This window comes from Hyalangium gracile (assembly GCF_020103725.1).
GTDB classification, from domain to species: domain Bacteria; phylum Myxococcota; class Myxococcia; order Myxococcales; family Myxococcaceae; genus Hyalangium; species Hyalangium gracile.
In genome coordinates this window covers 1-25079 of the sequence record NZ_JAHXBG010000041.1, presented here as the reverse complement: position 1 = coordinate 25079, position 25079 = coordinate 1, and the positions used below count along the sequence as shown (strand labels likewise).

General features: G+C 69.1%; 21 protein-coding genes and 1 pseudogene. 8 read left to right on the top strand and 14 right to left on the bottom strand.

The features are described 5' to 3' along the window. Positions 1–10: 10 nt before the first annotated feature. Positions 11–232 (bottom strand): hypothetical protein, encoded by a 222-nt coding sequence (locus tag KY572_RS44535; RefSeq protein ID WP_224249878.1) that lies wholly within the window; start codon positions 230–232, stop codon positions 11–13. A gap of 133 nt (positions 233–365) precedes the next feature. Between KY572_RS44535 and KY572_RS44530 the strand changes: the two genes are divergently transcribed. Beyond that, positions 366–1220 carry an MBL fold metallo-hydrolase gene (locus tag KY572_RS44530; RefSeq protein WP_224249916.1) on the top strand — a complete coding sequence of 285 codons (855 nt, stop codon included), beginning with the start codon at positions 366–368 and terminating at the stop codon, positions 1218–1220. 50 nt (positions 1221–1270) lie between these two features. On the opposite strand, the pseudogene KY572_RS44525 reads toward KY572_RS44530, so the two are convergent. The 4 genes and pseudogenes from KY572_RS44525 to KY572_RS44510 all read right to left on the bottom strand — a co-directional run. Then, a pseudogene (locus KY572_RS44525) lies at positions 1271–1462 on the bottom strand (HD domain-containing protein); the annotation flags it as partial. Between the two features lie 5 nt (positions 1463–1467). Beyond that, a complete protein-coding gene (locus tag KY572_RS44520; protein WP_224249877.1) occupies positions 1468–1959 on the bottom strand; it encodes a hypothetical protein in 492 nt (163 codons plus the stop codon). An 80-nt stretch (positions 1960–2039) separates the two neighbouring features. Then, on the bottom strand, positions 2040–2468 hold the full coding sequence (locus tag KY572_RS44515; protein ID WP_224249876.1) for a ribosomal maturation YjgA family protein: 429 nt from the start codon (positions 2466–2468) through the stop codon (positions 2040–2042). A 16-nt stretch (positions 2469–2484) separates the two neighbouring features. Beyond that, positions 2485–3687: an alanyl-tRNA editing protein gene (locus KY572_RS44510; protein WP_224249875.1), complete on the bottom strand. Its 1203-nt coding sequence runs from the start codon at positions 3685–3687 to the stop codon at positions 2485–2487. 250 nt (positions 3688–3937) lie between these two features. On the opposite strand from KY572_RS44510, the gene gltB reads away from it, so the two are divergent. Then, on the top strand, positions 3938–8494 hold the full coding sequence (gene gltB, locus KY572_RS44505) for a glutamate synthase large subunit (RefSeq protein ID WP_407660117.1): 4557 nt from the start codon (positions 3938–3940) through the stop codon (positions 8492–8494). Positions 8495–8497: 3 nt separating this feature from the next. Beyond that, entirely contained in the window at positions 8498–9961 is a 1464-nt protein-coding gene (locus KY572_RS44500) for a glutamate synthase subunit beta (RefSeq protein ID WP_224249874.1), read from the top strand. Between the two features lie 21 nt (positions 9962–9982). Here the strand turns inward: KY572_RS44500 and KY572_RS44495 are convergent, their stop codons facing one another. Continuing rightward, positions 9983–10903 (bottom strand): Uma2 family endonuclease, encoded by a 921-nt coding sequence (locus KY572_RS44495; protein WP_224249914.1) that lies wholly within the window; start codon positions 10901–10903, stop codon positions 9983–9985. A 348-nt stretch (positions 10904–11251) separates the two neighbouring features. Between KY572_RS44495 and gspC the strand changes: the two genes are divergently transcribed. Beyond that, positions 11252–12145 (top strand): type II secretion system protein GspC, encoded by an 894-nt coding sequence (gspC, locus tag KY572_RS44490; protein ID WP_224249873.1) that lies wholly within the window; start codon positions 11252–11254, stop codon positions 12143–12145. A gap of 9 nt (positions 12146–12154) precedes the next feature. Here the strand turns inward: gspC and KY572_RS44485 are convergent, their stop codons facing one another. Next, positions 12155–13324, bottom strand: coding sequence for a dipeptidase (locus KY572_RS44485; protein WP_224249872.1), 1170 nt, complete (start codon positions 13322–13324; stop codon positions 12155–12157). A gap of 92 nt (positions 13325–13416) precedes the next feature. On the opposite strand from KY572_RS44485, the gene KY572_RS44480 reads away from it, so the two are divergent. Then, positions 13417–14589: a glycosyltransferase family 39 protein gene (locus KY572_RS44480; RefSeq protein WP_224249871.1), complete on the top strand. Its 1173-nt coding sequence runs from the start codon at positions 13417–13419 to the stop codon at positions 14587–14589. A gap of 15 nt (positions 14590–14604) precedes the next feature. Here the strand turns inward: KY572_RS44480 and KY572_RS44475 are convergent, their stop codons facing one another. From KY572_RS44475 to carB, 3 genes are all read right to left on the bottom strand, one after another. Next, positions 14605–15603, bottom strand: coding sequence for a C39 family peptidase (locus KY572_RS44475; protein WP_224249870.1), 999 nt, complete (start codon positions 15601–15603; stop codon positions 14605–14607). 58 nt (positions 15604–15661) lie between these two features. Continuing rightward, complete coding sequence (locus KY572_RS44470; protein WP_224249869.1) at positions 15662–16561, bottom strand: hypothetical protein; 900 nt, start codon at positions 16559–16561, stop codon at positions 15662–15664. 75 nt (positions 16562–16636) lie between these two features. Continuing rightward, a complete protein-coding gene (gene carB / locus KY572_RS44465) occupies positions 16637–19876 on the bottom strand; it encodes a carbamoyl-phosphate synthase large subunit (protein WP_224249868.1) in 3240 nt (1079 codons plus the stop codon). Between the two features lie 135 nt (positions 19877–20011). Between carB and KY572_RS44460 the strand changes: the two genes are divergently transcribed. Then, on the top strand, positions 20012–20710 hold the full coding sequence (locus KY572_RS44460; RefSeq protein WP_224249867.1) for a hypothetical protein: 699 nt from the start codon (positions 20012–20014) through the stop codon (positions 20708–20710). A 2-nt stretch (positions 20711–20712) separates the two neighbouring features. On the opposite strand, the gene KY572_RS44455 is transcribed toward KY572_RS44460, so the two are convergent. Next, complete coding sequence (locus tag KY572_RS44455; protein WP_224249866.1) at positions 20713–21045, bottom strand: hypothetical protein; 333 nt, start codon at positions 21043–21045, stop codon at positions 20713–20715. 114 nt (positions 21046–21159) lie between these two features. Continuing rightward, positions 21160–21507, bottom strand: coding sequence for a hypothetical protein (locus KY572_RS44450; protein WP_224249865.1), 348 nt, complete (start codon positions 21505–21507; stop codon positions 21160–21162). A 134-nt stretch (positions 21508–21641) separates the two neighbouring features. On the opposite strand from KY572_RS44450, the gene KY572_RS44445 reads away from it, so the two are divergent. Then, positions 21642–21983 carry a metallophosphoesterase gene (locus KY572_RS44445; protein ID WP_224249864.1) on the top strand — a complete coding sequence of 114 codons (342 nt, stop codon included), beginning with the start codon at positions 21642–21644 and terminating at the stop codon, positions 21981–21983. Between the two features lie 11 nt (positions 21984–21994). Here KY572_RS44445 and KY572_RS44440 read toward each other — a convergent pair whose 3' ends face one another. Together KY572_RS44440 and KY572_RS44435 are read right to left on the bottom strand one after the other, a co-directional pair. Next, positions 21995–22660, bottom strand: a complete 666-nt coding sequence (locus tag KY572_RS44440) for a DUF4336 domain-containing protein (RefSeq protein WP_224249863.1) — start codon at positions 22658–22660, stop codon at positions 21995–21997. A gap of 62 nt (positions 22661–22722) precedes the next feature. Beyond that, positions 22723–24129, bottom strand: coding sequence for a serine/threonine-protein kinase (locus tag KY572_RS44435; RefSeq protein WP_224249862.1), 1407 nt, complete (start codon positions 24127–24129; stop codon positions 22723–22725). Positions 24130–24366: 237 nt separating this feature from the next. On the opposite strand from KY572_RS44435, the gene KY572_RS44430 reads away from it, so the two are divergent. Continuing rightward, positions 24367–25079 (top strand): hypothetical protein (locus KY572_RS44430; protein WP_224249861.1); only part of this gene is annotated, 713 nt, incomplete at its 3' end.

Genomic DNA, 25079 nt, shown 5'->3' with positions numbered 1-25079 from the left:
GCCGACGGGCTCAGACGACGCGCCGGCGCGTAGGCGGCCAGTTCCGGCGTGAGATGACGGCGGTGCTCACGATGAAGGCCACCACCGCGATGGCCAGGACCGCGAGCCAGTACCAGGTCGCTGGACTCTGGGCGACGACCTGATTGTCGGTCGGGCCCATCCCGGCCTGGGCGAGCGCGAGCAGGGGTGACAGAAGGCATACCACCGCGGCGGGAATCGGAATGTTTCGCATGGTCATCCTCTCTCCCTGAACGTTGGCATCCGGGGTTCCGGCCACAAGCCAACGAACGGAGGCTGGCCTGCTGCCCGTTGGAGAGGCGCATTCCGGTCCCATTCGAGCACCAGAGCCGTTAGCCTTGCCCCGCATGCTGACCGAAGTGCAGGCCGGGCCGTACACCATCCGAGGCATCTCGGTAGCCGGCGTGTACACGTCGTTGCAGGTCCCCGAGCTGAGCGTCGTGCTGGACGCGGGAGTGCCCCTGCGGAGCTTCTCGACGACCGACCACATCTTCCTGAGCCATGGCCACTCGGATCACGCCAGCTCGCTGGGCGCGCTCCTGGGCATCCGGGGGCTGATGGGCAAGCACTCGCCTGCCCAGGTGTTCCTCCCGGCGGAGATCGAGTCAGCGGTCCTGGAGTCGCTCGAGGCGCTCGGCCGGTTGCACCGGTCCGCCGTCTCCTTCAAGACCATCCCGCTGCTCCCGGGAGAGACGCGCAAGGTGTACCGCGACATCTGGGTGCGAGCCTTCCGGACGCACCATGCGGGCCCCTCGCTCGGCTACCAGTTCTTCCGCCGCATCACGAAGCTGAAGCCGGAGTACCAGACGCTCCCCGGCGAGGAGATCGGCCGCCTGCGGCGCGAGGGCGTGCCGGAGCTGTTCGACGAGGTCGAGCGACTCGAGCTGGCGTACGCCACGGACACGCTGTCGCGAGTGCTGGAGTCGGCGCCCTCGATCATGGAGAGCCGGGTGCTGATCCTCGAGTGCACCTACCTGGATCAGAAGTTCACGGTGGAGGAGACGCAGGAGCGCCTGCACACGCACCTGGACGAGATCATCGCGAGGGCGGATCGGTTCCAGAACGAGGCGCTGGTGCTGATGCACTTCAGCCAGGCGTATGGGCCCGAGCGCGTGCACGACATCATCCGGCAGCGGGTGCCGCCGGCGCTGCTGGAGCGGGTCCGGGTCTTTGCCCCCAGCACCAGCCACTGGTTCGGCTGAGTCGCGGGACGGCTACGCGCCCGGGGTGCGTGGAGGCCGCAGGGCCTGGAGCTCTGCGAGTGTCGTACCAGTCGGGCCTCGAAGGAGGCGCCACGCTCATACTCCTCCCAGAGCGCGAGGTACTCGGCGCCTCGCGGCAGCTTGCCGAGGATCTGCTCCACGGCCTGCCGCTCCAGCGCGTGCTGCTGGGTGGGGTTCACGCCATCGTGCGGGGTGATGTCTGCGACACGGGCCTCCCCCAGATCGCTCAGGGGTTGGCGGCGGGCACGGCCTTGGCGGGCGCGGGCGTCTCGCCCATCGGGATTCCGGCGGGGGCGAACTCCCCGTTCGGGTCCGCCGTCCAGAGCGAGTACCGGCGCGTCGTCATGTCCCGCAGCTGCCCGCCCACGTAGCAGAGCACGTAGACGGTGGTCTGCGGCTCGTTCATGGAGAACATGCCGTGCAGGAAGCACTCCGCGCCATCGGCCCGGGTCTCCTTGCCGATCGGGCGCCCCACCACTCCGACCACGTCCTTCTGGGACATGCCCGGGTTCACCACCTTGATGCCGTGGGCGGTGATGATCTTCATCGCATCCTGCTGCCCGAGCATCGACGCCCAGGCCGCCACTCCGGCCACGAGCGGGATGAGCGGCACCAGCGCGAAGTACAGCCAGCGCCGCGGGTTGACCGGCTGCTCACGGAAGGCCGTGAAGAGCCCGTCGTCGGCAGGCCTCGGCTCGGCCACGATGGATGGAGTCACGCTGGTCTCTGGCGTCGTCACGCCGCCTCACATGCAGTTGTCAGCCCTGGGAATGCAAGCAAACCCGCACCCCGTGTGGCTCATTCCACGCTCCTCCGCCAGGCAAGCAGCCCATCCACTCCCCCAGCCAGGAGCCCTCCCACGGTGTAGCAGACGAAATCCGACCCGAGGAACCCCCTTCCCAGGACCAGCGCGCCGAGCCGGTGGGCACGCACCGCGTCGATCCAGGGTGCCTGGTAGAGCTGGCTGAGCTCCACGAGGAAGGAGATCCCCACCGCCAGTCCCACTGCCCGGGAGACGGAGAGGCCGGGCCAGGCGAAGAGGAGCGTCACATACAGCATCGCCGTCCACAGCGTGTCTCCCGCGTAGGCCGCCACGAAGGCTGGCAGGGCAATGGCGCTCGAGCGCGAGGCCATCCCCAGGACGGGCAGCACGAGCAGCAGCGGCACGAGCTTCCCCCGCTGGCGCGCGGGCTCCACGGGAGCGAAGACGGCGGCGGAGAGGCGCATCTTCCGTGGGCCTCGGCTAGCCGAGCAGCGAGGCTACGAGCGCCGGGAAGTCCGTCCCCGGCGGCAGACGCCCCTCCGCGTGCTCGGGTCGACCGCCTCCGCGTCCTCCAGCGGCCTCGGCCAGGCGCTTGAGGAAGGCGCCGCACCCGAAGCTCGAACCGCTCCCCCGGGCAATCAGGACCGCGAGGCCCTCGGGAGCACGGCCGGCCAGCAGCACGACCGACTCCGGCCGGGACGTGAGCCTCGCCGCGATCGCCCGCAGCGACTCGGGGCCCGCGCCGTCGAGCACGGCCACCACCCGGTTGTCCGGAGACTTCTCCAGCGCGGCGACCAGCTCCACCGCCGCCTGATCGGCCAGCTTCGCCCGGGCCGCGCCCAGCGCCTCGCGCGCGTCGGTGAGATCGCGGCGGAGCTTCTCGATGACCACTGGCACCTCGCTCGGGCCGCAGGTGAAGGAGCGGCTCAGGCCCCGGAGCGTGCCGGCCTCCTGCCACAGCTCGCCCCGCGCACGGCGACCCGCGGAGAACACCACGCGGCCCTTGCCCTTGTAGCGCTCCACCCCCACCACCCGGATCATCCCCACCTGCGCCGAGCCCGTGCAGTGAGTGCCTCCGCACGGCGACACGTCGAAGTCGCCGATCTGCACCACGCGGATGTTCTCCGTCACCTTGGGCTTGCGGCGCAGCGGCAGGTCCGCCAGCTCCTCCGGCGTGGGGAAGAAGGAGCGGATCCTCACGTCGTCATCGATGACGGCGTTGCACAGCTCCTCCGCCTCGGCGACCTTCGCCTCGTCGAGCACATCCAGGTCCACGTCGATGGTGCAGAGCGTCTCGCCCAGACGCGCGGACACCGTGTGCGCGTTGGCTACGTCCACGAGTGCGCGCGACAACATGTGCTGGCCGGTGTGCAGCGCCATGTGCACGCGGCGCCGCGCCTTGTCGATCTCCCCCGCCAGCTCCGCGCCCAGCTCGGGGAGCCCCTTCCCCTCGGGGAGCTCCAGCACGTGGTGCACGACGCCCGCGTCATCCGCCTGCACGTCCTTCACCGCGAAGCCGCCGAGTACTCCGCGATCGGCCATCTGCCCTCCGGCCTCTGGATAGAAGGCCGTGCGATCGAGGACGAGCGACGGAGCTCCGTTCCACATCGCGTGCGAGATCACGCGCCCGGAGAAGCGGTGCAGGAAGGGATCGGAGAAGTACAAACGTTCGGTGGAAGCCATGGCACCCGCACGGATAACACCCCTGATGGGCCACGCGCCGCGTCATCGAACGAGCCTGACGCGTTGCGAAATCCACAAAAGTCCGAGGAGTAGCTCGAGGGGCCTGCTCTCCTGCTTCCAGGACAACCTTTCCGAGCAGCTTCGCCTCAAACGCTCCTTCCCCAGGTTGACGCGACGCATTACCATGGTGCGTCGGCCAGTGAACACCATTGGACACCTCATCACAGAGAGAGCAGGAGGGAGCCAGCTGATGTCGCACGTCCCGGGGCGGTACGGGCTGTATGAACCCGAGACGGAGCACGATGCCTGCGGCGTCGGCTTCGTGGTCCATATCAAGGGAGAGAAGTCTCGGGGCATCGTCGACGATGCGCTGGAGCTGCTCAACCGGCTGAGCCATCGCGCCGCGGCCGGGCGCGATCCCGAGACCGGAGATGGCGCCGGCATCCTCGTGCAGCTGCCTCACCGCTTCTTCGAGCGAGAGGCCGCGCGGCTCCGGATCGATCTGCCGCCCCGCCGCCAGTACGCGGTGGCGCAGATCTTCCTGCCCTCGGAGCCGTACGAGCGCTCGCGGTGCGAGTCGATCCTGGAGGAGGTGGTGGCCGAGGAAGGCCAGCGCTTCCTCGGCTGGCGAGACGTCCCGGTGGCGCCCGAGCACCTGGGCCCCCTGGCGCGCGAGGTAGCGCCCGTCATCCGCCAGCTCTTCGTGGCCCGGCGCCGCGTGGTGCCCAGCGCCTTCGAGCGCAAGCTGTACCGCATCCGCAAGCTCGCCGAGAACCGCGTGCGCGAGCTGGGCGTGGACCGGTGGGGCCGCTTCCACGTGGCCAGCTTCTCGGCGGAGACCATCATCTACAAGGGCCTGCTCCTGCCCCGGCAGCTGCCGCTCTTCTTCGAGGATCTGCGGCACCCGGAGTTCGTGAGCGCGCTGGCGCTGGTGCACTCGCGCTTCTCCACCAACACCTTCCCCACGTGGGAGCTGGCGCAGCCGTTCCGCTACATCGCCCACAACGGCGAGATCAACACGCTGAGCGGCAACCGGAACTGGATGAACGCCCGCCGCGGGCTGCTCCAGTCGGCCCGGTTCGGCGGCAGCCTGGAGCCGCTCTACCCGCTCATCGTCCCCGGCAAGAGCGACTCGGCCCAGTTCGACAACATGGTGGAGCTTCTCCACCTGGGCGGGCGCACGCTGCCGCACTCGATGATGATGATGATCCCGGAGGCGTGGGAGGGCCACGCCACCATGAACGACGAGCGGCGCGCCTTCTACGAGTACTCCTCGTCGCTGATGGAGCCGTGGGACGGGCCCGCGGCGATCGCCTTCACGGACGGCCAGCTCATCGGCGCCACGCTGGACCGCAACGGCCTGCGCCCGGCGCGCTACCTCATCACCGAGGATGACCGGCTCATCCTGGCCTCGGAGACGGGCGTCATCGACGTGCCCCCCTCGCAGGTGCGCCGCAAGGGGCGGCTCACCCCGGGGCGCATGCTGCTGGTGGACACCGCCGAGCGCCGCATCCTCGAGGACGAGGAGGTCAAGGAGGACATCGCCGGCCGCTGGCCCTACCGCCGCTGGCTGGAGCGCAACGTCTTCACCTTCGATGATCTGCCGAACCGGCCCGCGCCCGCGCGGCTGAGCGGCGACGAGCTGTGGCGGCTTCAGCGCGCCTTCGGCTACACGGACGAGGACGCGCGGCTGCTGCTGCAGCCCATGGGCGAGACGGGCAAGGAGCCGGTGGGCTCCATGGGCACGGACACCCCGCTGGCGGTGCTCAGCGATCAGGCGCCGAGCCTCTTCTCGTACTTCCACCAGCTCTTCGCGCAGGTGACCAACCCGCCCATCGATCCGATCCGCGAGGCGCTGGTGATGACGCTGAGCACGGCGCTCGGCCCCGAGGGCAACACCTTCGAGGAGACGCCGGATCAGTGCCACCGCCTGTCGCTGCCGGGCCCCATCCTCACCAACGGGCACCTGGCCAAGCTGGCCTCCATCCGCGACGAGGGCGTCTTCGAGACGCGCGTGCTCTCGCTCACCTACCCCCTGGAGTGGGGCGAGGAAGGGCTGGAGATCGCGGTGGAGCGGCTGTGCGACAACGCCGTGGCGGCGGTGGACTCGGGGGCCAGCATCCTCGTGCTGAGTGATCGCGGCGTGGACGCCACCAACGCTCCCATCCCCACCCTGCTGGCGCTGTCGGCGGTCCACCAGCGGCTCGTGCGCGACGGCATCCGCATGTACGCCGGCCTGGTGGTGGAGACGGCCGAGGCCCGCGAGGTGCACCACTTCGCCTGCCTGTTCGGCTACGGCGCCTCCGCGGTGAACCCGTACCTGGCGCTGGACACGCTGCGCGCCATGGCCGAGGCGGGTGAGCTCCAGGTGGACCACGAGAAGGCCCAGGAGAACTTCATCCACGCCATCGAGGAGGGGCTGCTCAAGGTGATGTCCAAGATGGGCATCTCCACGCTGCAGTCCTACCGCGGCGCGCAGCTCTTCGAGGCGGTGGGCCTGGAGCGCTCGCTGATCGAGAAGCACTTCACCGGCACGGCCTCGCGGGTGCAGGGCGTGGGCCTGCGGGAGCTGGGCCGCGAGGTGCAGGAGCGCCACACGCGCGGCTTCGGTCCGGCGACGGGCTCCGAGGAAGGCCTGCTGCCCTCCGGCGGCCAGTACCAGTGGCGCCGCCGCAGCGAGACGCACAAGTGGAACCCGGCCACGCTGGCGAAGCTCCAGGCGGCGGTGCGCGCCAACGACGCGGCCGTGTTCGCCGAGTACTCGCGGCTGGCGGATGACGAGACGCGCGAGCTGTGCAACCTGCGCGGTCTGCTGGACGTGGTGACGGAGGGCCGCGCCCCGGTGCCGCTGGACGAGGTGGAGTCGGCGACCGAGATCGTCCGGCGCTTCGTCACCGGCGCCATGTCCTTCGGCTCCATCAGCGCCGAGGCGCACGAGACGCTGGCCATCGCGATGAACCGCATCGGCGGGCGCTCCAACAGCGGCGAGGGCGGCGAGGAGGCCCACCGCTATACGCCGGACGAGAACGGGGACTCGCGGCGCAGCGCCATCAAGCAGGTGGCCAGCGCGCGCTTCGGCGTCACCACCGAGTACCTCGTCAACGCGGAGGAGCTACAGATCAAGATCGCCCAGGGCGCCAAGCCCGGCGAGGGCGGCCAGCTGCCGGGCCACAAGGTGGACGAGCGGATCGCTCGGGTGCGCTGGTCCAACCCGGGCGTGACGCTCATCTCCCCTCCCCCGCACCACGACATCTACTCCATCGAGGATCTGGCGCAGCTCATCTATGACTTGCAGTCGGTGAACCCGGCGGCGCGGGTGAGCGTGAAGCTGGTGAGCGAGGTAGGCGTGGGCACCATCGCCGCGGGCGTGGCCAAGGCCGGCGCCGGGTGCGTGGTCATCTCCGGGTACGAGGGCGGCACGGGCGCCTCGCCGCTGTCCAGCATCAAGCACGCGGGCCTGCCGTGGGAGCTGGGCCTGGCGGAGACGCAGCAGGTGCTGGTGCACAACGGCCTGCGCGAGCGCATCCGGGTGCAGGTGGACGGCGGCCTGCGCACCGCGCGGGACGTGCTCATCGCCGCGCTGCTGGGCGGCGAGGAGTTCGGCATGGCCACCGCGAGCCTCGTGGCGGTGGGCTGCGTGATGCTGCGCAAGTGCCACCTCAACACCTGCTCGGTGGGCATCGCCACCCAGGATCCCAAGCTGCGCGAGCGCTTCCAGGGCAAGCCCGAGCACGTGGTGAACTTCTTCTTCCTGGTGGCCGAGGATCTGCGGCGGCAGATGGCGGCCATGGGCGTGCGGCGCCTGGACGAGCTGGTGGGCCGGGTGGATCTGCTGCGGCAGCGGCCCGGCTCGACGCACTGGAAGGCCCAGCGGGTGAGCCTCGCGGCGCTGCTGGAGCCGCCACGTGCTCCGGAGACCGAGCCTCGGCGCTGTCGCACGCCTCAGCGCAAGGACGTGTCGGACCACCTGGATCACGAGCTGCTGAAGCACGCGCGCGCCACGCTGGACGGGGGCGCCCCCACGATGCTGGTGCGCCCGGTGAGCAACACCCACCGCGCCGTCGGCGCGATGCTCTCGGGCGAGATTGCCCGGAGCCAGGGCTCGCGCGGGCTGGCGGACGGGCAGATCCGCATCAAGCTGCAGGGCTCGGCCGGCCAGAGCTTCGGCGCGTTCCTGACCGGCGGCGTCACCCTGGAGCTGGAGGGCGACGCCAACGACTACCTGGGCAAGGGGCTCTCCGGCGGACGCATCATCGTCTACCCGCCGTCGGGCAGCCGCTTCGCGCCCGAGGAGAACGTGCTGGTGGGCAACACCGTCCTCTATGGCGCCACGGCCGGCGAGGTGTACCTGCGCGGCATGGCCGGCGAGCGCTTCGCGGTGCGCAACAGCGGCGCCCAGGCCGTCGTCGAGGGCGTGGGGGACCACGGCTGCGAGTACATGACGGGCGGCGTGGTGGTGGTGCTCGGGCGCACGGGGCGCAACTTCTCCGCGGGCATGAGCGGCGGCATGGCGTTCGTGCTCGATCGGGAGCGCTCGTTCCGCCAGCGCTGCAACCTGGAGATGGTGGAGCTGGAGTCCCTGGTGGACGAGTCGGAGATCTGGCTCGTGCACGGGATGATCGAACGCCACTTCCAGCACACGGGGAGCACGCTGGCGCGCCGGGTGCTCGACAACTGGGAGCTGATGGTGCCGCAGTTCGTGAAGGTGATGCCCACTGACTACAAGCGCGTGCTCCAGGCCCGCCGCGCGGCCCGCAAGACGCCCACGCTGGCGCCGCAGCGCCGCCACGCCGGGGGGGAGGGCTGAGCCATGGGTAAGCCGACCGGATTCATGGAGTGGTCCCGCGTGCCCGCGCCCAAGCGGGAGAAGCAAGAGCGCATCCACGACTCGCGCGAGTTCGTGCTCCCCCTGGCTCCCGACGAGGCGAAGCGGCAGGCGGGGCGCTGCATGGACTGCGGTGTGCCCTTCTGTCAGCAGGGCTGTCCGCTGGGCAATCCCATCCCGGACTTCAACGAGGCGGTCTACCGCGGGCGTTGGAAGGCGGCGTTCCTCGCGCTGACCAGCACCAACAACTTCCCGGAGTTCACCGGGCGGCTGTGCCCGGCGCCGTGCGAGGCCGCGTGCGTGCTCTCCATCGATCAGAGCCCCGTCACGATCGAGCAGATGGAGAAGGAGATCGCCGAGCGCGCCTTCGCGGAGGGCTGGGTCCAGCCTCAGCCGCCAGCGCGTCGCACGGGCAAGCGGGTGGCGGTGGTGGGCTCGGGGCCGGCGGGGCTGGCGGCGGCGGTGCAGCTCAACCGGGCGGGCCACTCCGTCACGCTGTACGAGCGGGACGATCGGCTTGGCGGACTGCTGCGCTACGGCATCCCGGACTTCAAGATGGAGAAGGGCATCCTGGATCGTCGGCTGGCGATCATGGAGGCGGAGGGAGTGGAGTTCCGCACCGGCGTGGATGTCGCGAAGGCGCCCGGCTACCGCGCGCTGCGTGAACAACATGACGCGGTCGTGCTGGCCATCGGGGCGCGGAGGGCCCGGGAGCTGGAGGTGCCGGGGCGTGAGCTCGCGGGCGTGGTGCAGGCGATGGAGTACCTGGAGCACCAGAACCGGGTGGTCGCGGGGCTGGCCACGCTGGAGCCTCGGTGGAACGCCGAGGGCAAGCGGGTGATGATCCTCGGCGGTGGAGACACGGGCTCGGACTGCCTGGGCACGGCGCTGCGACAGGGCGCGCGGAGTGTCACGCAGGTGGAGCTGCTCCCGGCTCCGCCGATGACGCGAGCCGCGAACAATCCCTGGCCGCTCTGGCCGCTGGTGTTCCGCACCTCGTCCAGCCAGGAGGAAGGCGGCGAGCGCGACTTCGGGCTCATGACGAAGCACCTGTCCGGGACCGACGGACGGCTCGAGAAGCTCCACGCGGTGAAGGTGCGGCTCGAGCGGCAGGCGAACGGCTCCACCCGGCTGGTGGAGCTGCCCGGCTCCGAGGTGACGCACGAGGTGGATCTGCTGATCCTCGCCATGGGCTTCACGGGGCCGGACACGACGCAGCTGCAGGAGGAGCTCGGCGTCCGGCTCACGCCTCGAGGCGCGGTGCAGGTGGATTCGCGCTTCGCGACCTCGGCGGAGGGCGTGTTCTGCGCGGGCGACGCGAACCGGGGCGCAAGCCTCATCGTCTGGGCCATCTCGGACGGACGAGAGGCCGCGCGGGCCTGCGATGAATGGCTCTCCGGCACGGCCTCCGCGCTGCCCACCCGAGGCCGGGACGCCTCCTTCGGCTGAGCAGCTTCGAGCGGGGCGCCTTCAGCCTCGATGGGGCTGAAGGCGTGCCATCTCGGCCTGTAGCTCCGCCAGGCGGCGCTCTGCCTCCTCTCGCCGCCGCGACTCTTCCGCGAGACGGCGCTCCGCGTCCTCTCGTCGGCGCGCCTCCTCTTCACGCAGGCGCGTCTCCTCTTCACGCAGGCGTGTCTCCTCTTCACGCAGGCGCGTCTCCTCTTGTCTCAGACGAGCCTCTTCCTCGCGCCGTCTCGCCTCGCTTTCAGCCTGGCGCTCCGTCTCCTCCAGCCTCTCGATGGCTCGCGCCAGCAGCTCCTTGGACTCCAGCAGCAGCGCGTTGCCGGACCAGACTCGGAGCTGCTCGCCCACCACCTCGAACTCCAGCCCCAGCACTTCGGAGAGGTAGCGGCCCCGCCGTGGCTCGACGCGCGTGTACTGTCGCGCGTCCGGAGTCGCCAGCCGGTAGAACTCCAGCTTCTCCTTGTTGCGGTCGTAGATGAAGTACTCGGGGATGCCGAGCCGGGCGTAGCGCTTCACGTTGTACTCGGCGTCCTTCTTGCGGTCGCCGCCCACGTGGACCTCCATCACCCAGTCCAGCCCCTTGCCCTCGTGGCTCACCACCCACTTGTTGCGCTCGTACTGCTCCGCATCGAGCACCGCCAGCAGGTCGGGCGCGAACCGCCGCTCTGCTGGATAGTAAATGGGAAGTTCGGAGCCCAGGTACACCTTGCGCCGCTGGTGACCGAAGTAACCCTCGAGCAGATCCCTCACCCTCGACTTGGCTCCGGAGTGCTTGTCGCCCTCCGGCATCGCCATCTCGTCCCATGTCACCTCTCCGGGCAGTGACTCCACCACCCGGGCCTGCTCCTCGGGCCCCATCGCCTCCCACTCTTCCTGCGTGGGGGCCCGGGGGAAGGTTCCTCCACGCTCAGATGCGTCCTGTCCCATGCCCGTCAGCGTGCGGTGGACAGGCTCGCGCGTCAATCGCCCCCGACGCGAGCCATGAGCAAGGTGTGGGCCAGACGTCTATCTTCCGGACTTCCGAGCGCAGAGCTTCCGGAAAGCCTGTGATTTCGTTTCTCCCGCGTCTCATTCCGTGGACTCCCTCGCACGAAGCTGGACGGGTTGGCGAGTCGTCATGCTCCCCGGAGCCGCCTCGGACACTTTGTCACGCGTAAGCAGGTGAGGTCCGCGCCAGCTGCCCGTGCTCCCCTCGGAGCGAGCCGGTGTAGCTCCGTTGGTACTGGCCTTGCTCTGGGATGGCACTCATCCACGCCCACCTCAGGGAGGCAGCCCATGTCCGCGCTCGTCCGCTCCTCGTTCCATGCGTTCACCCTCGCCATGCTCGCATGCGCGTGCACGCTCGTGGCGCAGACGGTCAACACCTTGGTGAGCGGCTCGCTCTTCTCCGTGCCCACGGCGCCCAGCATGCCGCGACAGGAAGTCTCCACCGCCCCGCACTCCACGAGCACCCCACTCTCCGCGGAGCTGCTGGCCCGGCACACGGGCCTGTCACTGGACAAGGCCCCGAAGCCTCCCGCGGAGCTCCCCTCCGACGCACAGACCACGCAGCTCTCGCTCAAGCTGCTCGGGACGATGACGTCCTCCTCCTCGGGGATGTCGCTGGCCTCCGTCTACGACGACGCCCTGCGCCGCACTCGAACCGTCTGGACGGGCAGCATGCTTCAGGGCGCCCAGGTCCTGGCCATCGAGCGCACGCGGGTGCTGCTCATGAACGGCGACCGCATGGAGGTCCTCGATCTCGCTTCCCTCCCCGCCTCTTCTGGGATGGTCGCTGCACCCCAACCTCCTCCCGCCCCGGCCGGGAACTCCACGGGGCTCGGTTCCAGCATCCGGGAGACAGGACCCGGGACGTATACGATCCAGCGCCAGGACGTGGACAACGCGCTCGCCAACATGAACCAGATCGCCACGCAGGCCCGAATCGTGCCCACCTTCCGCAACGGGAGCCCCCAGGGCTTCAAGGTGTTCGGCATGCGGCAGGACTCCCTGTACGCCCGGCTCGGCATGAGGAACGGAGACATCCTCACGCGCATCAACGGCTTCACGATGGACAACCCGACGCGCGCGTTGGAGGCCTACACCCACCTGCGGGGCACCTCCCGCATCGAGCTCGAGGTCGAGCGCGACGGACAGCCCGTCCGCATGACGTACACCGTGGAGAACTGAGGCAGCGCGTCACTGCGCCGGAAGATTGGCTCGCAGGACGCGCACGGCGTTCTCTCCCGCCACCTTGCGGATCTCCCGTTCGCTCAGCCCCTCCGCGATCAGCGCGTCGGTCAGCTCGACCAGCCCCGCGACATCGAACGGCGCCGTGACGGCTCCGTCGTAGTCCGAGCCCAGGCCGACATGATCGATCCCGGCCACCGACACGGCGTGCCGGACCGCTCGGGCGATGGCCTTCGCGTCCTTGCCACACGTGGCCGTGCTCCAGTACCCGATGCCGACCACCCCACCGTTGCGAGCGATCGCCCGGAGCTGCTCGTCGCTCAGGTTCCGGTTGTTGTCGCACGTGCCCCTCACGCCCGAGTGAGAGACCACGACGGGCCGGGTGGCGATCGCGAGCACCTCCGAGATCGTCTGCCGGGACGCGTGCGCCAGATCGAGCGTCATCCCCTTCTCCTCCATCCGCTTCACCACGGCCCGGCCCAGCTCCGTGAGGCCGCCCTTCTTCACTCCGTGGGCCGACCCGCTGACCTCGTTGTCGAAGAAGTGGGCGAACCCCAGCATCCGGAACCCGGCGTCATGGAGCGCATCCACCGCCTCGATGCTCCCCTCCAGCGCGTGCATCCCCTCGAGCGCGAGGAGCGCCCCGACGCGGCCCTTGTCCTTCTCCCGCTCCGCCAGGAACCGGTCCAGCTCCGCCCGGGTCCGGATGAACACCAGCTTCCCGTCCGAGTCCTCCACGGTCCTCGCGAGCTTCCTGGCCTCGTACAGCGCACGGGCCTCCAGGCTGAACCACGTGGTCGGCGGCCACCGCTGGGCGAAGGCCAGGAGCTGGATGTCATCCGTCGTGTCGTCGTTGCGCTCCGTATTCATCTTCTTGGGCGTCTTGGTGACGACGCCGAAGACCTGCAATGCGACGTTGCCCTCGATGAGGCGAGGCACGTCGATGTGCCCCTGCGCCGAGCGCTCGTTCAGGTCCCGGTTCCACAACAACGGGTCCGCGTGCAGATCCGCGATGAGCAGCTCCGAGTGCAGCGCGGCGCCTCGCTGGGTGGGCGAGTACGGCTTCTTGCGGATGACGCCGTTCATCTGCGCGGCGACCCGGGTGGCCTTGATGTCGAGCCCGATGAACACGCCGCCCAGCACGACGGCCACGATCCCCAGGATGATCCATTTCTTCACGGCGCCCTCCTGCTCTTCTGGAGACTACCTCGTGAGCGGAGCCCACAGGGCGTGGGCTTGCCCGAGGCGCTGTGCTAGAGGACCCTCTGACTGTGCAAGCGCCCCCTGAGACCGCCCCGGCCCTGACCGAAGCGCCCACGCATCCGCCCGAGCCCGAGCCGCGAGGGCTCCAGGCCTGGGCCTTCCCGTTCTGGGTCTGGCTCGGCTCGCGCGTGGCGCTCACCATGGCCTCGTGGGCCGGCATCGCCGTCGAGCGCAGGCTCCAGCAGCCGTCCGGGCTGCTCAAGGAGTACGGGCTGATGCCCGTCTTCGAGCCCTTCTGCCGCTGGGACTGCGGCTGGTACTACTACATCGCGCGGGACGGGTACTGGAACGGCCCGATGACGAACTTCTTCCCGCTGCTGCCGATGCTGACGAAGGCGCTGGGGTTCGTCACGCGCATCCCGCCGCACTGGGGCCTGCTCATCGTCGCCAACATCGCGTGCCTGCTCGCGTACCGGGTGCTGTTCCGCATGTTCCGGCGGCTCTCGGACGAGCAGAGCGCGCGCTGGGGCCTGCTGCTGTTCGCCGCCTACCCCTTCGCCTTCTTCCACGCCGCCGGGCACCCCGAGTCGCTCATGGTGCTGCTCTCCGCGCTCTCCTTGGACTACGCCACGCGGGGCCAGCACTTCCGCGCGGGGCTGGCGCTCGCTGGAGGCGTGCTCGCCCGGCACCTGACGATGCTCGCGGGGATCGGGCTGCTCGTCGCGCAGATCCAGCAGCGCCCCTCGCTGGGACGCTTCTTCAAGAGCCCGGCGTGGCTTGCGCTGGCGCTGCCGTGGCTGTCGCTCGGGGGCTACGCGCTGTACCAGCAGCTCGCCTGGGGCGACTTCCTCAGCTTCTACAAGGCGCGCGACAACTGGGGGCCCGCCGCCTACTGGGGCATCACCGATCAGCTCAAGGTGATGGGCTCACCGGACCAGAACTTCCAGCTCATCAACACGTACCTGCCCTTCGCCGCGCTGGTGATCGCGGGCGTGGTGCTCACGACCCGTCAGCGCTCGTGGTGGTCGCTGGCGGCGTTCGGGTTCGTGCTCAGTGGCGTCATCTGGGCCATCGGCCTGTGGGGGCTCGGCCGCTACTCCGCGTCCTGCTGGCCCGCCTTCCTGGGCCTGGGCGTCTTCGCGGCGAAGCGGCCGACGGTGGGCATGCTGCTGGTGAGCGGGCTGGGGGTGATGCAGGGCATCTTCTTCTTCCTGTTCACCCACCAATACCCGGTCATGTGAGGCCGCGAGGGCTCGCTAGAACCCGAGCCAGCCCGTCACCGTGTCCCAGGCGCTCTTGGCGGCGTTGCCAATGGCCTGCCCGGCGTTCTTGACGCCATCCCACACGGCGCCAGCGGCGTTCTTGACGCCGTTCCACACGTTCTTGATCCCGTTCCAGGCCTTGCCGGCGAACGACGTTACGTCGGACAGGAGGTTGGCCACCCCGCGCGCCAGGCTGCTCTTGATGCTGGACCAGAAGCTGGACTTCGGCAGCTTGATCTCCGAGGCGCTCCGCGTCACGCCGTCGCCGCCGGTGATCTTCCGGCCGTCGTTGGGCACCACGGAGATCATCACGTTGTTGAGCCCCGTGCCGATGCCGCCCAGCTCGAGGTTGTCCCACTTCTTCTGGAACTCCTCGATGGGCATCGTGTAGCGATCTCCACCGGCGCTGTCCGCGATGACCAGCTCGGAGATGTTGCCGCTCGCGTCCCGGTTGTAGCCGGACACCGTCACGTAGTGCAGGCTGGCGTTGGAGCCGCTGTCCGGATCCATCAGGACGATGGGCGGCACGCCCTGGTCCACCATCCGCGCGATGTCATCGACGCTGGCGTCCGCCTTGAGCTCGGCGCGCATCCCGTGATCGCGCGCGTAGTCGACGAGCCGGTCCGGCGCGGTGAACATGTCGAAGTGGCGGATGTCCTTGTCCACCTGCTCGTGCGTGGTGGGCTGGCCCCAGTGCGTCAGCACGTTGGCCAGGGACGTCGTACCGCACGCGTTGGTGTTGCCCTGATCCTGCGCCAGCACGCCCAGATCGTTCGGAGACAGCTTCCGCGCGCCGCTCGGCGCCGTCCCGTGCGGCCCACCCGCCTTCGACGGGAGCCCGTTGAAGGCGCCTCCCAGGAAGTTCGACACGCCCGCGAAGCCTGTCACCTTGGCCGCGGGCTGAGTCGCCTTCGCGGTGGGAGTCTTGGCGGAAAACGCGTCGTCGAGGGTGCGAGCGCGAGGGGGAACGATGGAACCGTTGATCCGGGGCATGTGATTGATCTCCGTGTGAACCTTGCGGAAATTATCGGCATGCCCCGCCGTAGGTTGCTCAGCGCGGTGCACGCACTACAGTGCCAGCGGACTGATTGACCCAATACAGGTGGCCGGCGTGCAGGAGGATTCCCGCGGGCTCGCCCTGGTCACCGGCGAAGGTCTCAGGTTTTCCCCCAGAGCGGGCCATGCGCCGGATGGTTCCGTCCTTGCCTCCTGCGGCCCAGTAGAGGAAGGAGCCGTCCACGGCGATGGCACGCGGGTGGTTCTCTCCTTCCGCCAGCTTCTCCACGCCCCCCCCGGCCAGCGGAACACGCTGGATGCTGCCCCAGAACGTGGTCCAGTAGACGTGCGTGTCATCGAGGGCCAGGCTGGTGGCGTTGAGATCTCCACGCGCCAAAGTCTCCTCCGACCCACCAGCCAGCGGGGCACGGCGGATGGTGCCGTCACTGTTGGCCCAGAGCACGTGCGTGGCGTTGGTGACGAGCTCGCTGGGGCTGCTGGTCTGGTCGCTCACCGCCGAGGCCGCGCCGCTCGCCTCGGGCGCCTTCATCATCGTCGCGGAGCCATTGGACCAGAACACGTAGCCTCCGGCGATCGCCACGTCCTCCGGGTCCGACTGGCCTGTCGCCACCGGAACGGGCTCGCCGCCCGCCAGCGGCAACTTCATGACGGTGTGGTTCCCCCGGTTGGCCCAGTAGAGGTGCGTCGAGCTGAGGGCAATCCCCTGCGGCTGAACCTGCCCCGACGCCCGCTGCTCGGGCGTCCCCCCGGCCAGCGGCAGGCGCATCACCTCTCCGCCCGTGCGGTTGGTCCAGTAGAGGTACGTCCCGTCGGAGACGAGCGAAGCCGGACCGGTCTGGCCCGAGGCGAGAACGGTCTCGGGCCGCGGAACGCTGGTGCAGGCCACGACCAGTGATAGCAGCGCAAGCGATGCGGCGCGGGTGAGCGTGTGCATGAAGCACCTCCCAGAGCCGCGCGAGTCTGCCATCCCTGTCAGCAGCGTTCCAACAGGGCATCCCCTCTCGAGGGGCTACCCGGGGCGCTGGGTGAGCTTGAGGTAGTCCTGCAGCGGCTTAACGCTCAGCTCCGAGCGCCGCAGGGCCTCCAGCGCCCCCACCGCCATGCGCGCCTGCTGCACCGTCGTGTAGTACGGGATGCCGTGCATCAGGGCCTCGCGCCGGATGGAGAAGCTGTCGGCGATCTCCTGCTTGCCGAACGTGGTGTTGATGACGAGCATGATCGCCCCGTCGACGATCTTGTCGACGATGTTGGGGCGGCCCTCCGTCACCTTCATCACCTGCTGGGCCTGGATGCCCTTCGTGGCCAGGTACGCATGGGTGCCGCTGGTGGCCACCAGCTCGAAGCCCAGGGTGCGCAGGCGCCGGGCCAGATCCACCACGGCGGGCTTGTCCTCGTCCTTCACGGAGATGAACACCCGGCCCGAGCGCGGCAGCTTCACGCCGGCGGCGAGCTGGCTCTTGGCGAAGGCGGAGGCGTAGTCGTCCGCGATACCCATCACCTCGCCCGTGGACTTCATCTCCGGGCCGAGGATCACGTCCACACCCGCGAACCGAGCGAACGGGAAGACGGACTCCTTCACGGCGACGTGCTTGAACTCGACCTCCTGCGTGGCGCCGAGCTCCTCGAGCGTCTTGCCCACCATGCAGAGCGCCGCCAGCTTCGCCAGGGGCACGCCGGTGGCCTTGGAGATGAACGGCACGGTGCGGCTGGCGCGCGGGTTCACCTCCAGGATGTAGATGGTCTTCCCCTGGATGGCGAACTGGACGTTCATCAGCCCGATCACCTTCAGCTCGCGGGCCAGCGCGATGGCCTGGTCCTTCATGCGCTCCACGAGATCCGGCGACAGCGAGTGCGGAGGCAGCGTGGCCGCCGCGTCTCCGGAGTGCACTCCCGCCTCCTGGATGTGCTCCAGCACCCCGCCCACCAGCACGGCGCCCGTCCGGTCCGCCACCAGATCCAGGTCCACCTCGATGGCCTCCTTCAGGAAGCGATCGATGAGCACCGGGTGCTCGGGTGAGGCGCTCACGGCCTCGCGCATGTAGCGCTCCAGGCTGGCCTGATCGTAGACCGTCTCCATCGCCCGGCCACCGAGCACGTAGCTGGGGCGCACCATGACGGGGTAGCCGATGCGCTCGGCGATCCGGAAGGCCTCCTCGTGGCTGCGCGCCACGCCGTTCTCCGGCTGCATCAGCCCCAGCTTCTCGATCAGCCTGGCGAAGCGCTCGCGGTCCTCGGCCCGGTCGATGGCGTCCGGCGAGGTGCCCAGCACCGCCAGCCCGGCCTTCTCCAGCGGCACGCTGAGCTTGAGCGGCGTCTGGCCGCCGAACTGGACGATGGCGCCCACCGGCTTCTCGCGCTCGGCCACCTCGAGCACGTCCTCGATGGTGAGCGGCTCGAAGTAGAGGCGGTCCGAGGTGTCGTAGTCCGTGGAGACCGTCTCGGGGTTGCAGTTGACCATCACCGTCTCGTACCCCGCCTCGCGCAGCGAGAAGGCGGCGTGCACGCAGCAGTAGTCGAACTCGATGCCCTGACCGATGCGGATGGGCCCACTGCCCAGGATGAGCACCTTCTTGCGGTCCGTGGGCGGCGCCTCGTCCTCCTCCTCATAGGTGGAGTACAGGTACGGGGTGTAGGCCTCGAACTCGGCGGCGCAGGTGTCCACCCGCTTGTACACGGGGCGGATGCCTCGGGTCTGCCGGTGCGCGCGCACCTCCGCCTCCGGGTAGCCCAGCAGCTGGCCCAGGTACTTGTCCGAGAAGCCGTGAGCCTTGGCCTCGCGCAGCACCTCGTCCGGGAGCTGATCCAGCCGGCCGAACTCCTGCAGCGACTGGGCCCGGTGCACCAGCTCCTCGATCTTCCGCAGGAACCACGGATCGATGGCGGACAGCTCGTGCACGCGCTCCACCGAGAAGCCCTCGCGGAAGGCCTGGGCCACGTACCAGGGGCGATCGGGGCGCGGCACCCGGAGCGCCTCGCTGAGCACCTTCTCGCGCTCCTCCTTCTCCTTGGGCAGGTCCACCGGCTCCAGTGCCAGGCGCGAGGCCTCCATGGAGCGCAGGGCCTTCAGGTACGCCTCGGAGAAGGTGCGGCCGATGGCCATCACCTCGCCCACCGAGCGCATGCTGGTGGTGAGCGTGCGGTCGGCGCGGGGGAACTTCTCGAAGTTGAAGCGAGGGATTTTCACCACCACGTAGTCGATGGTGGGCTCGAAGGAGGCGGGCGTGTCGCGGGTGATGTCGTTGCGCAGCTCGTCCAGCGTGTAGCCGAGCGCCAGCTTCGCGGCGATCTTCGCGATGGGGTACCCGGTGGCCTTGGAGGCCAGCGCGCTGGAGCGGGACACGCGCGGGTTCATCTCGATGACGACGATGCGCCCATCCTTCGGGTTGACGCCGAACTGGATGTTGGAGCCGCCGGTGTCGACGCCGATCTCGCGGATGATGCGCAGCGAGGCCTCGCGCAGGCGCTGGTACTCGCGATCCGTGAGGGTCTGGGCGGGGGCCACGGTGATGGAGTCACCGGTGTGCACGCCCATGGGGTCCAGGTTCTCGATGGAGCAGACGATGATGACGTTGTCCGCCGAGTCGCGGACCACCTCCAGCTCGTACTCCTTCCAGCCGAGCACGCTCTCCTCGACGAGAATGGTGGAGGTGGGGCTGGCCTTGAGGCCGGCGCGGCAGATGGTCTCGAACTCCTCGCGGTTGTAGGCGATGCCGCCGCCGGTACCGCCCAGGGTGAAGGACGGGCGGATGATGGCGGGGAAGCCGATCTCGGCGATGAGGCCGAGCGCCTCGTCGAGCGTCCTGGCGTAGCCGCTCTTGGGGAGGGCCACGCCGATCTTCTGCATGGCGGCCTTGAAGAGCTGCCGGTCCTCGGCCTTGTTGATGGCCTCGAGCGAGGCGCCGATCAGCCGCACGCCGTACTTCTCGAGGATGCCCTGCTCGGCGAGGGCCTTGGCGAGGTTGAGGGCCGTTTGACCGCCCATGGTGGGTAGCAGCGAGTCGGGGCGCTCGGCGGCGAGGATCTTCTCGGCGGCCTCGACGGTGATGGGCTCGATGTAGGTGCGGTGAGCGAACTCGGGGTCCGTCATCACGGTGGCGGGGTTGCTGTTGAGCAGCACCACCTCCACACCTTCGTCTCGGAGCGCCTTGATGGCCTGCGTCCCCGAGTAGTCGAACTCCACGGCCTGACCGATGACAATCGGTCCCGACCCGATCACGAGAACCTTCCGGATATCCGTTCGCTTGGGCATCGGGAGGCCCCCATAGCAACGTCCACCCGCACATGCACGCGGGGAGTGAACCTGCCTCGTCGCCTGCCCCAGGAGTGAGCCGGGCCATCCGGGCGGGGCTCTGGTAGAACCGGTGGGCCCGTTGTTGGAGGTCCCATGCGTTCCTGGTCCCTGGCCCTGCTCGTCACCCTCGCCTCCCCCGCCCTCGCCCAGGCTCCCGAGCCGGCAGCGGCCCCCCCGGCGGCGCCCACAGCGGCCCCTGCGGAGGAGAAGCAGGCGCCCCCTGCCCCCCCGGCCGAGGCCAAACCCGCTCCGACGCCGGCCCCTGAGGCCAAGGCGCCCGCCCCGGCTCCGGCGGCCCCGGCACCTACACCCAAGGCGGCTCCGGCGGCCGCGGCCCCTGTCCCGAAGGCCATGCCGCCCCCGCCTGGGTCTCCCCCGGGGTCGGAGCCGGAGGTCGACGAGGAGGCCGACCGGCGAGACCGGGTCAAGTCGACGGCCCGGTTCATCTTCGAGAGCCTCCTGAACGGAGACGCCCGGCGAGTTGCCGGGGAGTTCCTCTACCCGTTCCAGTTGGAGGACAAGCGGTACGGCACGCCCGAGGAGCTCGTGGCCGCCTGGGTGAAGCAGCTGCGCGTGAAGCGCACGGATCTCATCACGCTCTACGACATCGAGATCCTCTCGCTGCCGGAGATGGAGAAGAAGTACGGCAAGGCGCCGGCGAGGCTCGGGTATGGCAACCTGAAGGATCCGGACATCTTCGTGGCCGTGGGGAACCTGTCCGGGCACGCGGCAATCCTGCTCTTCCGCGCCCCGGAGACCGCTCCCGCGCGGGCCTTCGCCTACACGGACTGAGGTCAGGCCCGACCGGCTCCATATTCGATGCGGAACTGCAGCTCCTCCACGTTCTGCGGTAGCGAGAGCGGCAAACTCCAACGAACGACCTTCCCTCCGGTAAGCGCCGGCAGAGGAAGTCGCTCGAGGCTCAGCTCCCCTTTGTCTTCCGCCAGACGGGCGACGACGTGCAAGCCATCCGACGGGAGCAGCGGCTCGAAGGCGCTCTGCAGCCACACCGTTGCGACCGCGGCACCAGAGGGGCCACGGACCACGGGCTCGACATGAACGTGGATGGCACCAAACTCGCGGGGTGTCCGTCCGGTATGGTCCAGGAAGTCCTCATGCTCTGGCATGTGCGAATCCTGGCCTCGAGGCCATCCGTTTCACAAGCCATGGCGAGGCCCCTCCTCGCGATCTCTCCTCACTGCTCGCCCCGAGAACCCCATGACCATGGACTGAGGCACGGGCTACTTTGCGCGAAAGAGCCTTCCATCGTGATTCCCAGCGAACACGGTGCTGAAGTTCAAGGGAGTCAGGTAGAGGTCCACGCCCTCTCCTTGCTCGAGAGCGAATCGCTCTTCCACGAATCGCAGCGCCGTGTCTTTCTCCACGCGAGAGCATCGGTCCATGAAGTCGTGAACCGGATGTTGGTAGTAGAGATAGAACTCCTCGGAGGGCAAACGCTCGATCCAGGCCAGAGCCGTATCCACTGAGACAGGTTGCCAATCGTAGGCGGTAGACTGCCCCAGTTCCGCCTCTATCCGCTTGAGGACCTCCGTTGCAGCGTCCCGCGTCAGCAGGGTTCCGGGGAGCATTCGTGCCACCTCGTCAGCGACCTGGAGAGCCGGAGTAGCAGAGAGCGAACCGAGCAGCCAGGCACAATCTAGAGGCCCGACGAACCCGACGCACCCAAGCAGGCACGGCGCGAGCGGGTTAGTACGTTGCCGGTGTGGATGACACCTGGACCTCGCGCCATGACCTGGGGCGAGCACTCCGGGACCGCCCCGAGGGTGTCCCCACGGTGCTGCTTGCACACGACCCGAACCTGTTTCCCGAGGCGCAGGCGCGCGATGTCGAGCTGACGCTCTCGGGACACACCCACGGCGGCCAGCTCGCGGTCCCGGGCGTCCGGCGCCTCTCGCTGGCCCGGTTCGTCAGCCGATGGACGGCGGGGTTGTACCGGCAGGGGCGCTCGTGGCTCTACGTGAACCGTAGCGTTGGCACCACCGGTCCTCCGGCGAGGCTGGGTGCTCCCCCCGAGCTGAAGGTCATCACCCTGCGCAGGGCGTGAGGCGGCTGGGCCTACGCGAGCAGCCCGCGCTCCCGGAATGCGGCGAGCAGCCTGGGCTTGCCATCGTTCATCACCGCATCGCCGTGAGATGGGACGACGTGCAGGAAATCGAGCCCGGCGATCTTCGCGACGGTCGCCTCGAGCGCGGGCCTGTCCTTGGCGTACCGAAGGAACAGCTTGCTCACGGCGAACCGGCGGTAGGTGCCGAACATCCGGAAGAACAGCCAGGCGGCGAGACCTTTCGGTTGGGCGATGTTGAAGACCATGTCGGTCAGGTAGAGCGCCTTCGAGGCATGGTGCAGAAACGCGCACTCGTTCAGTTTGGGCATGCCCGGGAGCGGGATGAGCGAGAGCTCGCTCTCGAAAGGCCAGGGGTCGACGCCGAGGATGCCGTGCCAGGGGAGATCGGGGTGTTTCTCCCTGACGCCAGCCGGGCCCCAGAGCTTTGCGTCCGGGTACATCTGCGCGGCGGCCTTCATGCCACCGGTGTGCATCAGCGTCGGAGCCACGATGTCGGTGACAGCACCGACTTCTCGAAGCTGCTCGGCGGTCATCATCGAGCCCGGGGAGAACAGGATGCGCGCATTCTCGAGCTCGAAGATCGCGGTACGCACGGGCAGGTGCATCAGCGGAGAACGCAGCGTGGTCTCAACGAAGCGAGTCTTGGGCAGAGACATGGACTGGAAGCTCGCACAAACCCGCCGACGCGGCGCGAAGTTTCGAGCCCACGAGGCGCAGGTCACGGCGGATCCGAAGGGCTCGATGCAGGGTGGCGCCCAGGCGCGATGAAGGGCACGTAGCACTGCCCCTTGAACATCTGCCCGTTGACTTCAGCGCATTCCCCGCCTTCCAGAGGGACCTCCAACCAGCATCCTCCGTTGAGAGCCACCTGCCGCTTGCGAGGACATCGGCCCTTGGAATCAGGTCGCGTCTGCCCCGGCAAGGGCCTGGGGAGCGAGTCCTCGGCCAATGTGTCTGGCATGGAAGACTCGGGAGCATCCTCCTCGAAGGCGGTCGCTACCGCCTCACCGAGCCCCGAGGTGCCCGCATCCGCCTTGTCTTCCCCCGCGACCTCTTCCCTTGCCAGGATGAGCTGCTCTACGGGCCACCACTCACCTGCCCACCACATCCCGGAGATCAGGGCCAGTCCCGCAGCGACTGCCGGAAGCCAGCGCCGCCAAGGCCGAGCGTCTGCGCGAGCCATGGCGGGCCCTGCAACGCCTCTGGAGTGCGCGCTCGTGGCGACCTCCTGAAGGTGCGCCTCTGCCTCCTCCAGGAGGTCGGCCAGCTCCGCCGCGGTGCCGCGCTCCTCCGGGCGTACAGAAAGCATGCGGAGGATCAACGCGCGAAGAGGTGGAGCCACATGCCTATCGCGGAACAGCGCGGCAGGCGGCACCACGGTCTCCAGCCGCCAGTTCCCTGCCTCATCCCGAGTGGGTTCACCAGGTGCAGGGTACTCACCGGTGACGAGTCGGCAGGCCGTGACTCCCAGCGCGTACAGATCATCCGCGGGCCCAGCGGAGTAGCCCGTCCGGGCTCCCCGAACCGAGCGCAGTTCGTGCAGCATTGCCTCTGGCGGCCGGTAGACGGGGGTGCCGGGGAACACGCCAGGAGGAGTCAGGGTGGCGGCCCCCGCCTGGAAGCCCGAGCCGAAGTCGGTCAGGACCGCGCGACCGTCCGTGTGTCTCACGAGGATGTTGCCACCCTTCACGTCGCGGTGGACGGCGCCTTGGGCATGGAGAGTCTGGAGTGCTCGGGCGAGCTGGGCCAGCATGCGGAGCACGGGCCGCCCCCTCGTGGAGTGGAACTCGGCCCACAGGTACAGGGGGGCTCCGTCCACCCACTGCATGATCAGATAGGGGTGACGCGTCCCATGGGGATGCCGCCATTCACCTGAGTCCAGCAGGCGCGGAATGCTGGGGTGGTCCACGAGCGAGAGGAGAGCCCTCTCGCGAGCCATGCGTGGATCATCCGGGGTCAAGGCCAGCTTGAGGGCCACGGGGCCCGCCTGCTCCTGACCGACCCTTACCGCCCGGTAGACGGCACCATGGACGCCCTGCCCTGCCCAGGCCTCGACGCGCCACGGCCCCACCTCGGTCCCAGGGGGAAGAGCGTCCGGGTGCGCCGTGTGCACGTGTGGGCTCATCAAGAGGGGCTCCGCGGTCCGTCCAAACCTGTCCTACAAGCATACAGGTTCCCGTGGAGCCGGCCGGCGAGCCCGAGGCTGAAGGGAGTCTCACTCCGTGGACTGCACCGTCCACGCAGCTGGACTCCCCCCCGTGGGCGAGCAGGCATCCCCTTGGAATTCGGGAGGGTCCGGGGCTTGCACAGGGGGAAGCCACCTCAAGCCCTGTCCTGACTTCCGGGGCCTGGGAGGCACTCCATGGTCCCTGTCCTGCTCATTGCCCTCGCCGCCCTGTCGCCCACCCCGTCCGCCTCACGCGAGCTGGACTTCACTCCACCGCCTCCTCGAGTGCAGGTGGACATGCAGGTGCTCCAGGAGCGAACGCGCCGCTTCGAAGAGCATCGCGCGAGACACCAGGCTTCGGAACAGCATCTGGCACCGACGGGTACCCTGGAGGTGCTGAGCTCGGCGAGGGCCCTGTGCGCGGAGCCGCCGGGCTTCTGGGCACGGCTGCTGCCAGGAGGGACAGACTCGGTTGAGACGCTCAACGCCTGTCGGAGCGCCGCCGAGCGGACGGAGCAGCTCTCCTCGACACTCACGCAGAGCCAGAACGCGGCGATGCGCCACTTCGACGCGGTGGAGACGCTGCTGAAGGGCGCTCCTCAACAGGAGGAGTTGCTCGCCCGACTCGAGCGGGAGCGAGCCCGCCTGAAGGAGCGAAGCGCCGAGGTGGAAGAGCTGGCGCGGCGTACGGCGACGGCGCTGCGAGGTGGCGGGGACTCCTTCTCGGACCGACTGTCCTGGCACCTGCTGCCTGGCCGAGGGGGTGACGCCTCGGAGCTGCTCTCCACGTTCGAGACGCGGCTGCGCAGCTGGAGCGCTCCGGAGCAGCCGGTGCTGGGCGCGGAGCTGACGTACGTGCAGGGAGGCGCGGAGGCGGGGCCAATGCCCACGGCGCGGATGACTCCGGC

Excerpts from the sequence above, each read along its gene's own strand:
- KY572_RS44535 (WP_224249878.1), bottom strand. The coding sequence starts at position 232 with ATGCGAAACATTCCGATTCCCGCCGCGGTGGTATGCCTTCTGTCACCC.
- KY572_RS44530 (WP_224249916.1), top strand. The coding sequence starts at position 366 with ATGCTGACCGAAGTGCAGGCCGGGCCGTACACCATCCGAGGCATCTCG.
- KY572_RS44515 (WP_224249876.1), bottom strand. The coding sequence starts at position 2,468 with ATGCGCCTCTCCGCCGCCGTCTTCGCTCCCGTGGAGCCCGCGCGCCAG.
- KY572_RS44510 (WP_224249875.1), bottom strand. The coding sequence starts at position 3,687 with ATGGCTTCCACCGAACGTTTGTACTTCTCCGATCCCTTCCTGCACCGC.
- gltB (WP_407660117.1), top strand. The coding sequence starts at position 3,938 with ATGTCGCACGTCCCGGGGCGGTACGGGCTGTATGAACCCGAGACGGAG.
- KY572_RS44500 (WP_224249874.1), top strand. The coding sequence starts at position 8,498 with ATGGGTAAGCCGACCGGATTCATGGAGTGGTCCCGCGTGCCCGCGCCC.
- KY572_RS44495 (WP_224249914.1), bottom strand. The coding sequence starts at position 10,903 with ATGGGACAGGACGCATCTGAGCGTGGAGGAACCTTCCCCCGGGCCCCC.
- gspC (WP_224249873.1), top strand. The coding sequence starts at position 11,252 with ATGTCCGCGCTCGTCCGCTCCTCGTTCCATGCGTTCACCCTCGCCATG.
- KY572_RS44475 (WP_224249870.1), bottom strand. The coding sequence starts at position 15,603 with ATGCCCCGGATCAACGGTTCCATCGTTCCCCCTCGCGCTCGCACCCTC.
- KY572_RS44470 (WP_224249869.1), bottom strand. The coding sequence starts at position 16,561 with ATGCACACGCTCACCCGCGCCGCATCGCTTGCGCTGCTATCACTGGTC.
- carB (WP_224249868.1), bottom strand. The coding sequence starts at position 19,876 with ATGCCCAAGCGAACGGATATCCGGAAGGTTCTCGTGATCGGGTCGGGA.
- KY572_RS44460 (WP_224249867.1), top strand. The coding sequence starts at position 20,012 with ATGCGTTCCTGGTCCCTGGCCCTGCTCGTCACCCTCGCCTCCCCCGCC.
- KY572_RS44455 (WP_224249866.1), bottom strand. The coding sequence starts at position 21,045 with ATGCCAGAGCATGAGGACTTCCTGGACCATACCGGACGGACACCCCGC.
- KY572_RS44450 (WP_224249865.1), bottom strand. The coding sequence starts at position 21,507 with ATGCTCCCCGGAACCCTGCTGACGCGGGACGCTGCAACGGAGGTCCTC.
- KY572_RS44440 (WP_224249863.1), bottom strand. The coding sequence starts at position 22,660 with ATGTCTCTGCCCAAGACTCGCTTCGTTGAGACCACGCTGCGTTCTCCG.
- KY572_RS44435 (WP_224249862.1), bottom strand. The coding sequence starts at position 24,129 with ATGAGCCCACACGTGCACACGGCGCACCCGGACGCTCTTCCCCCTGGG.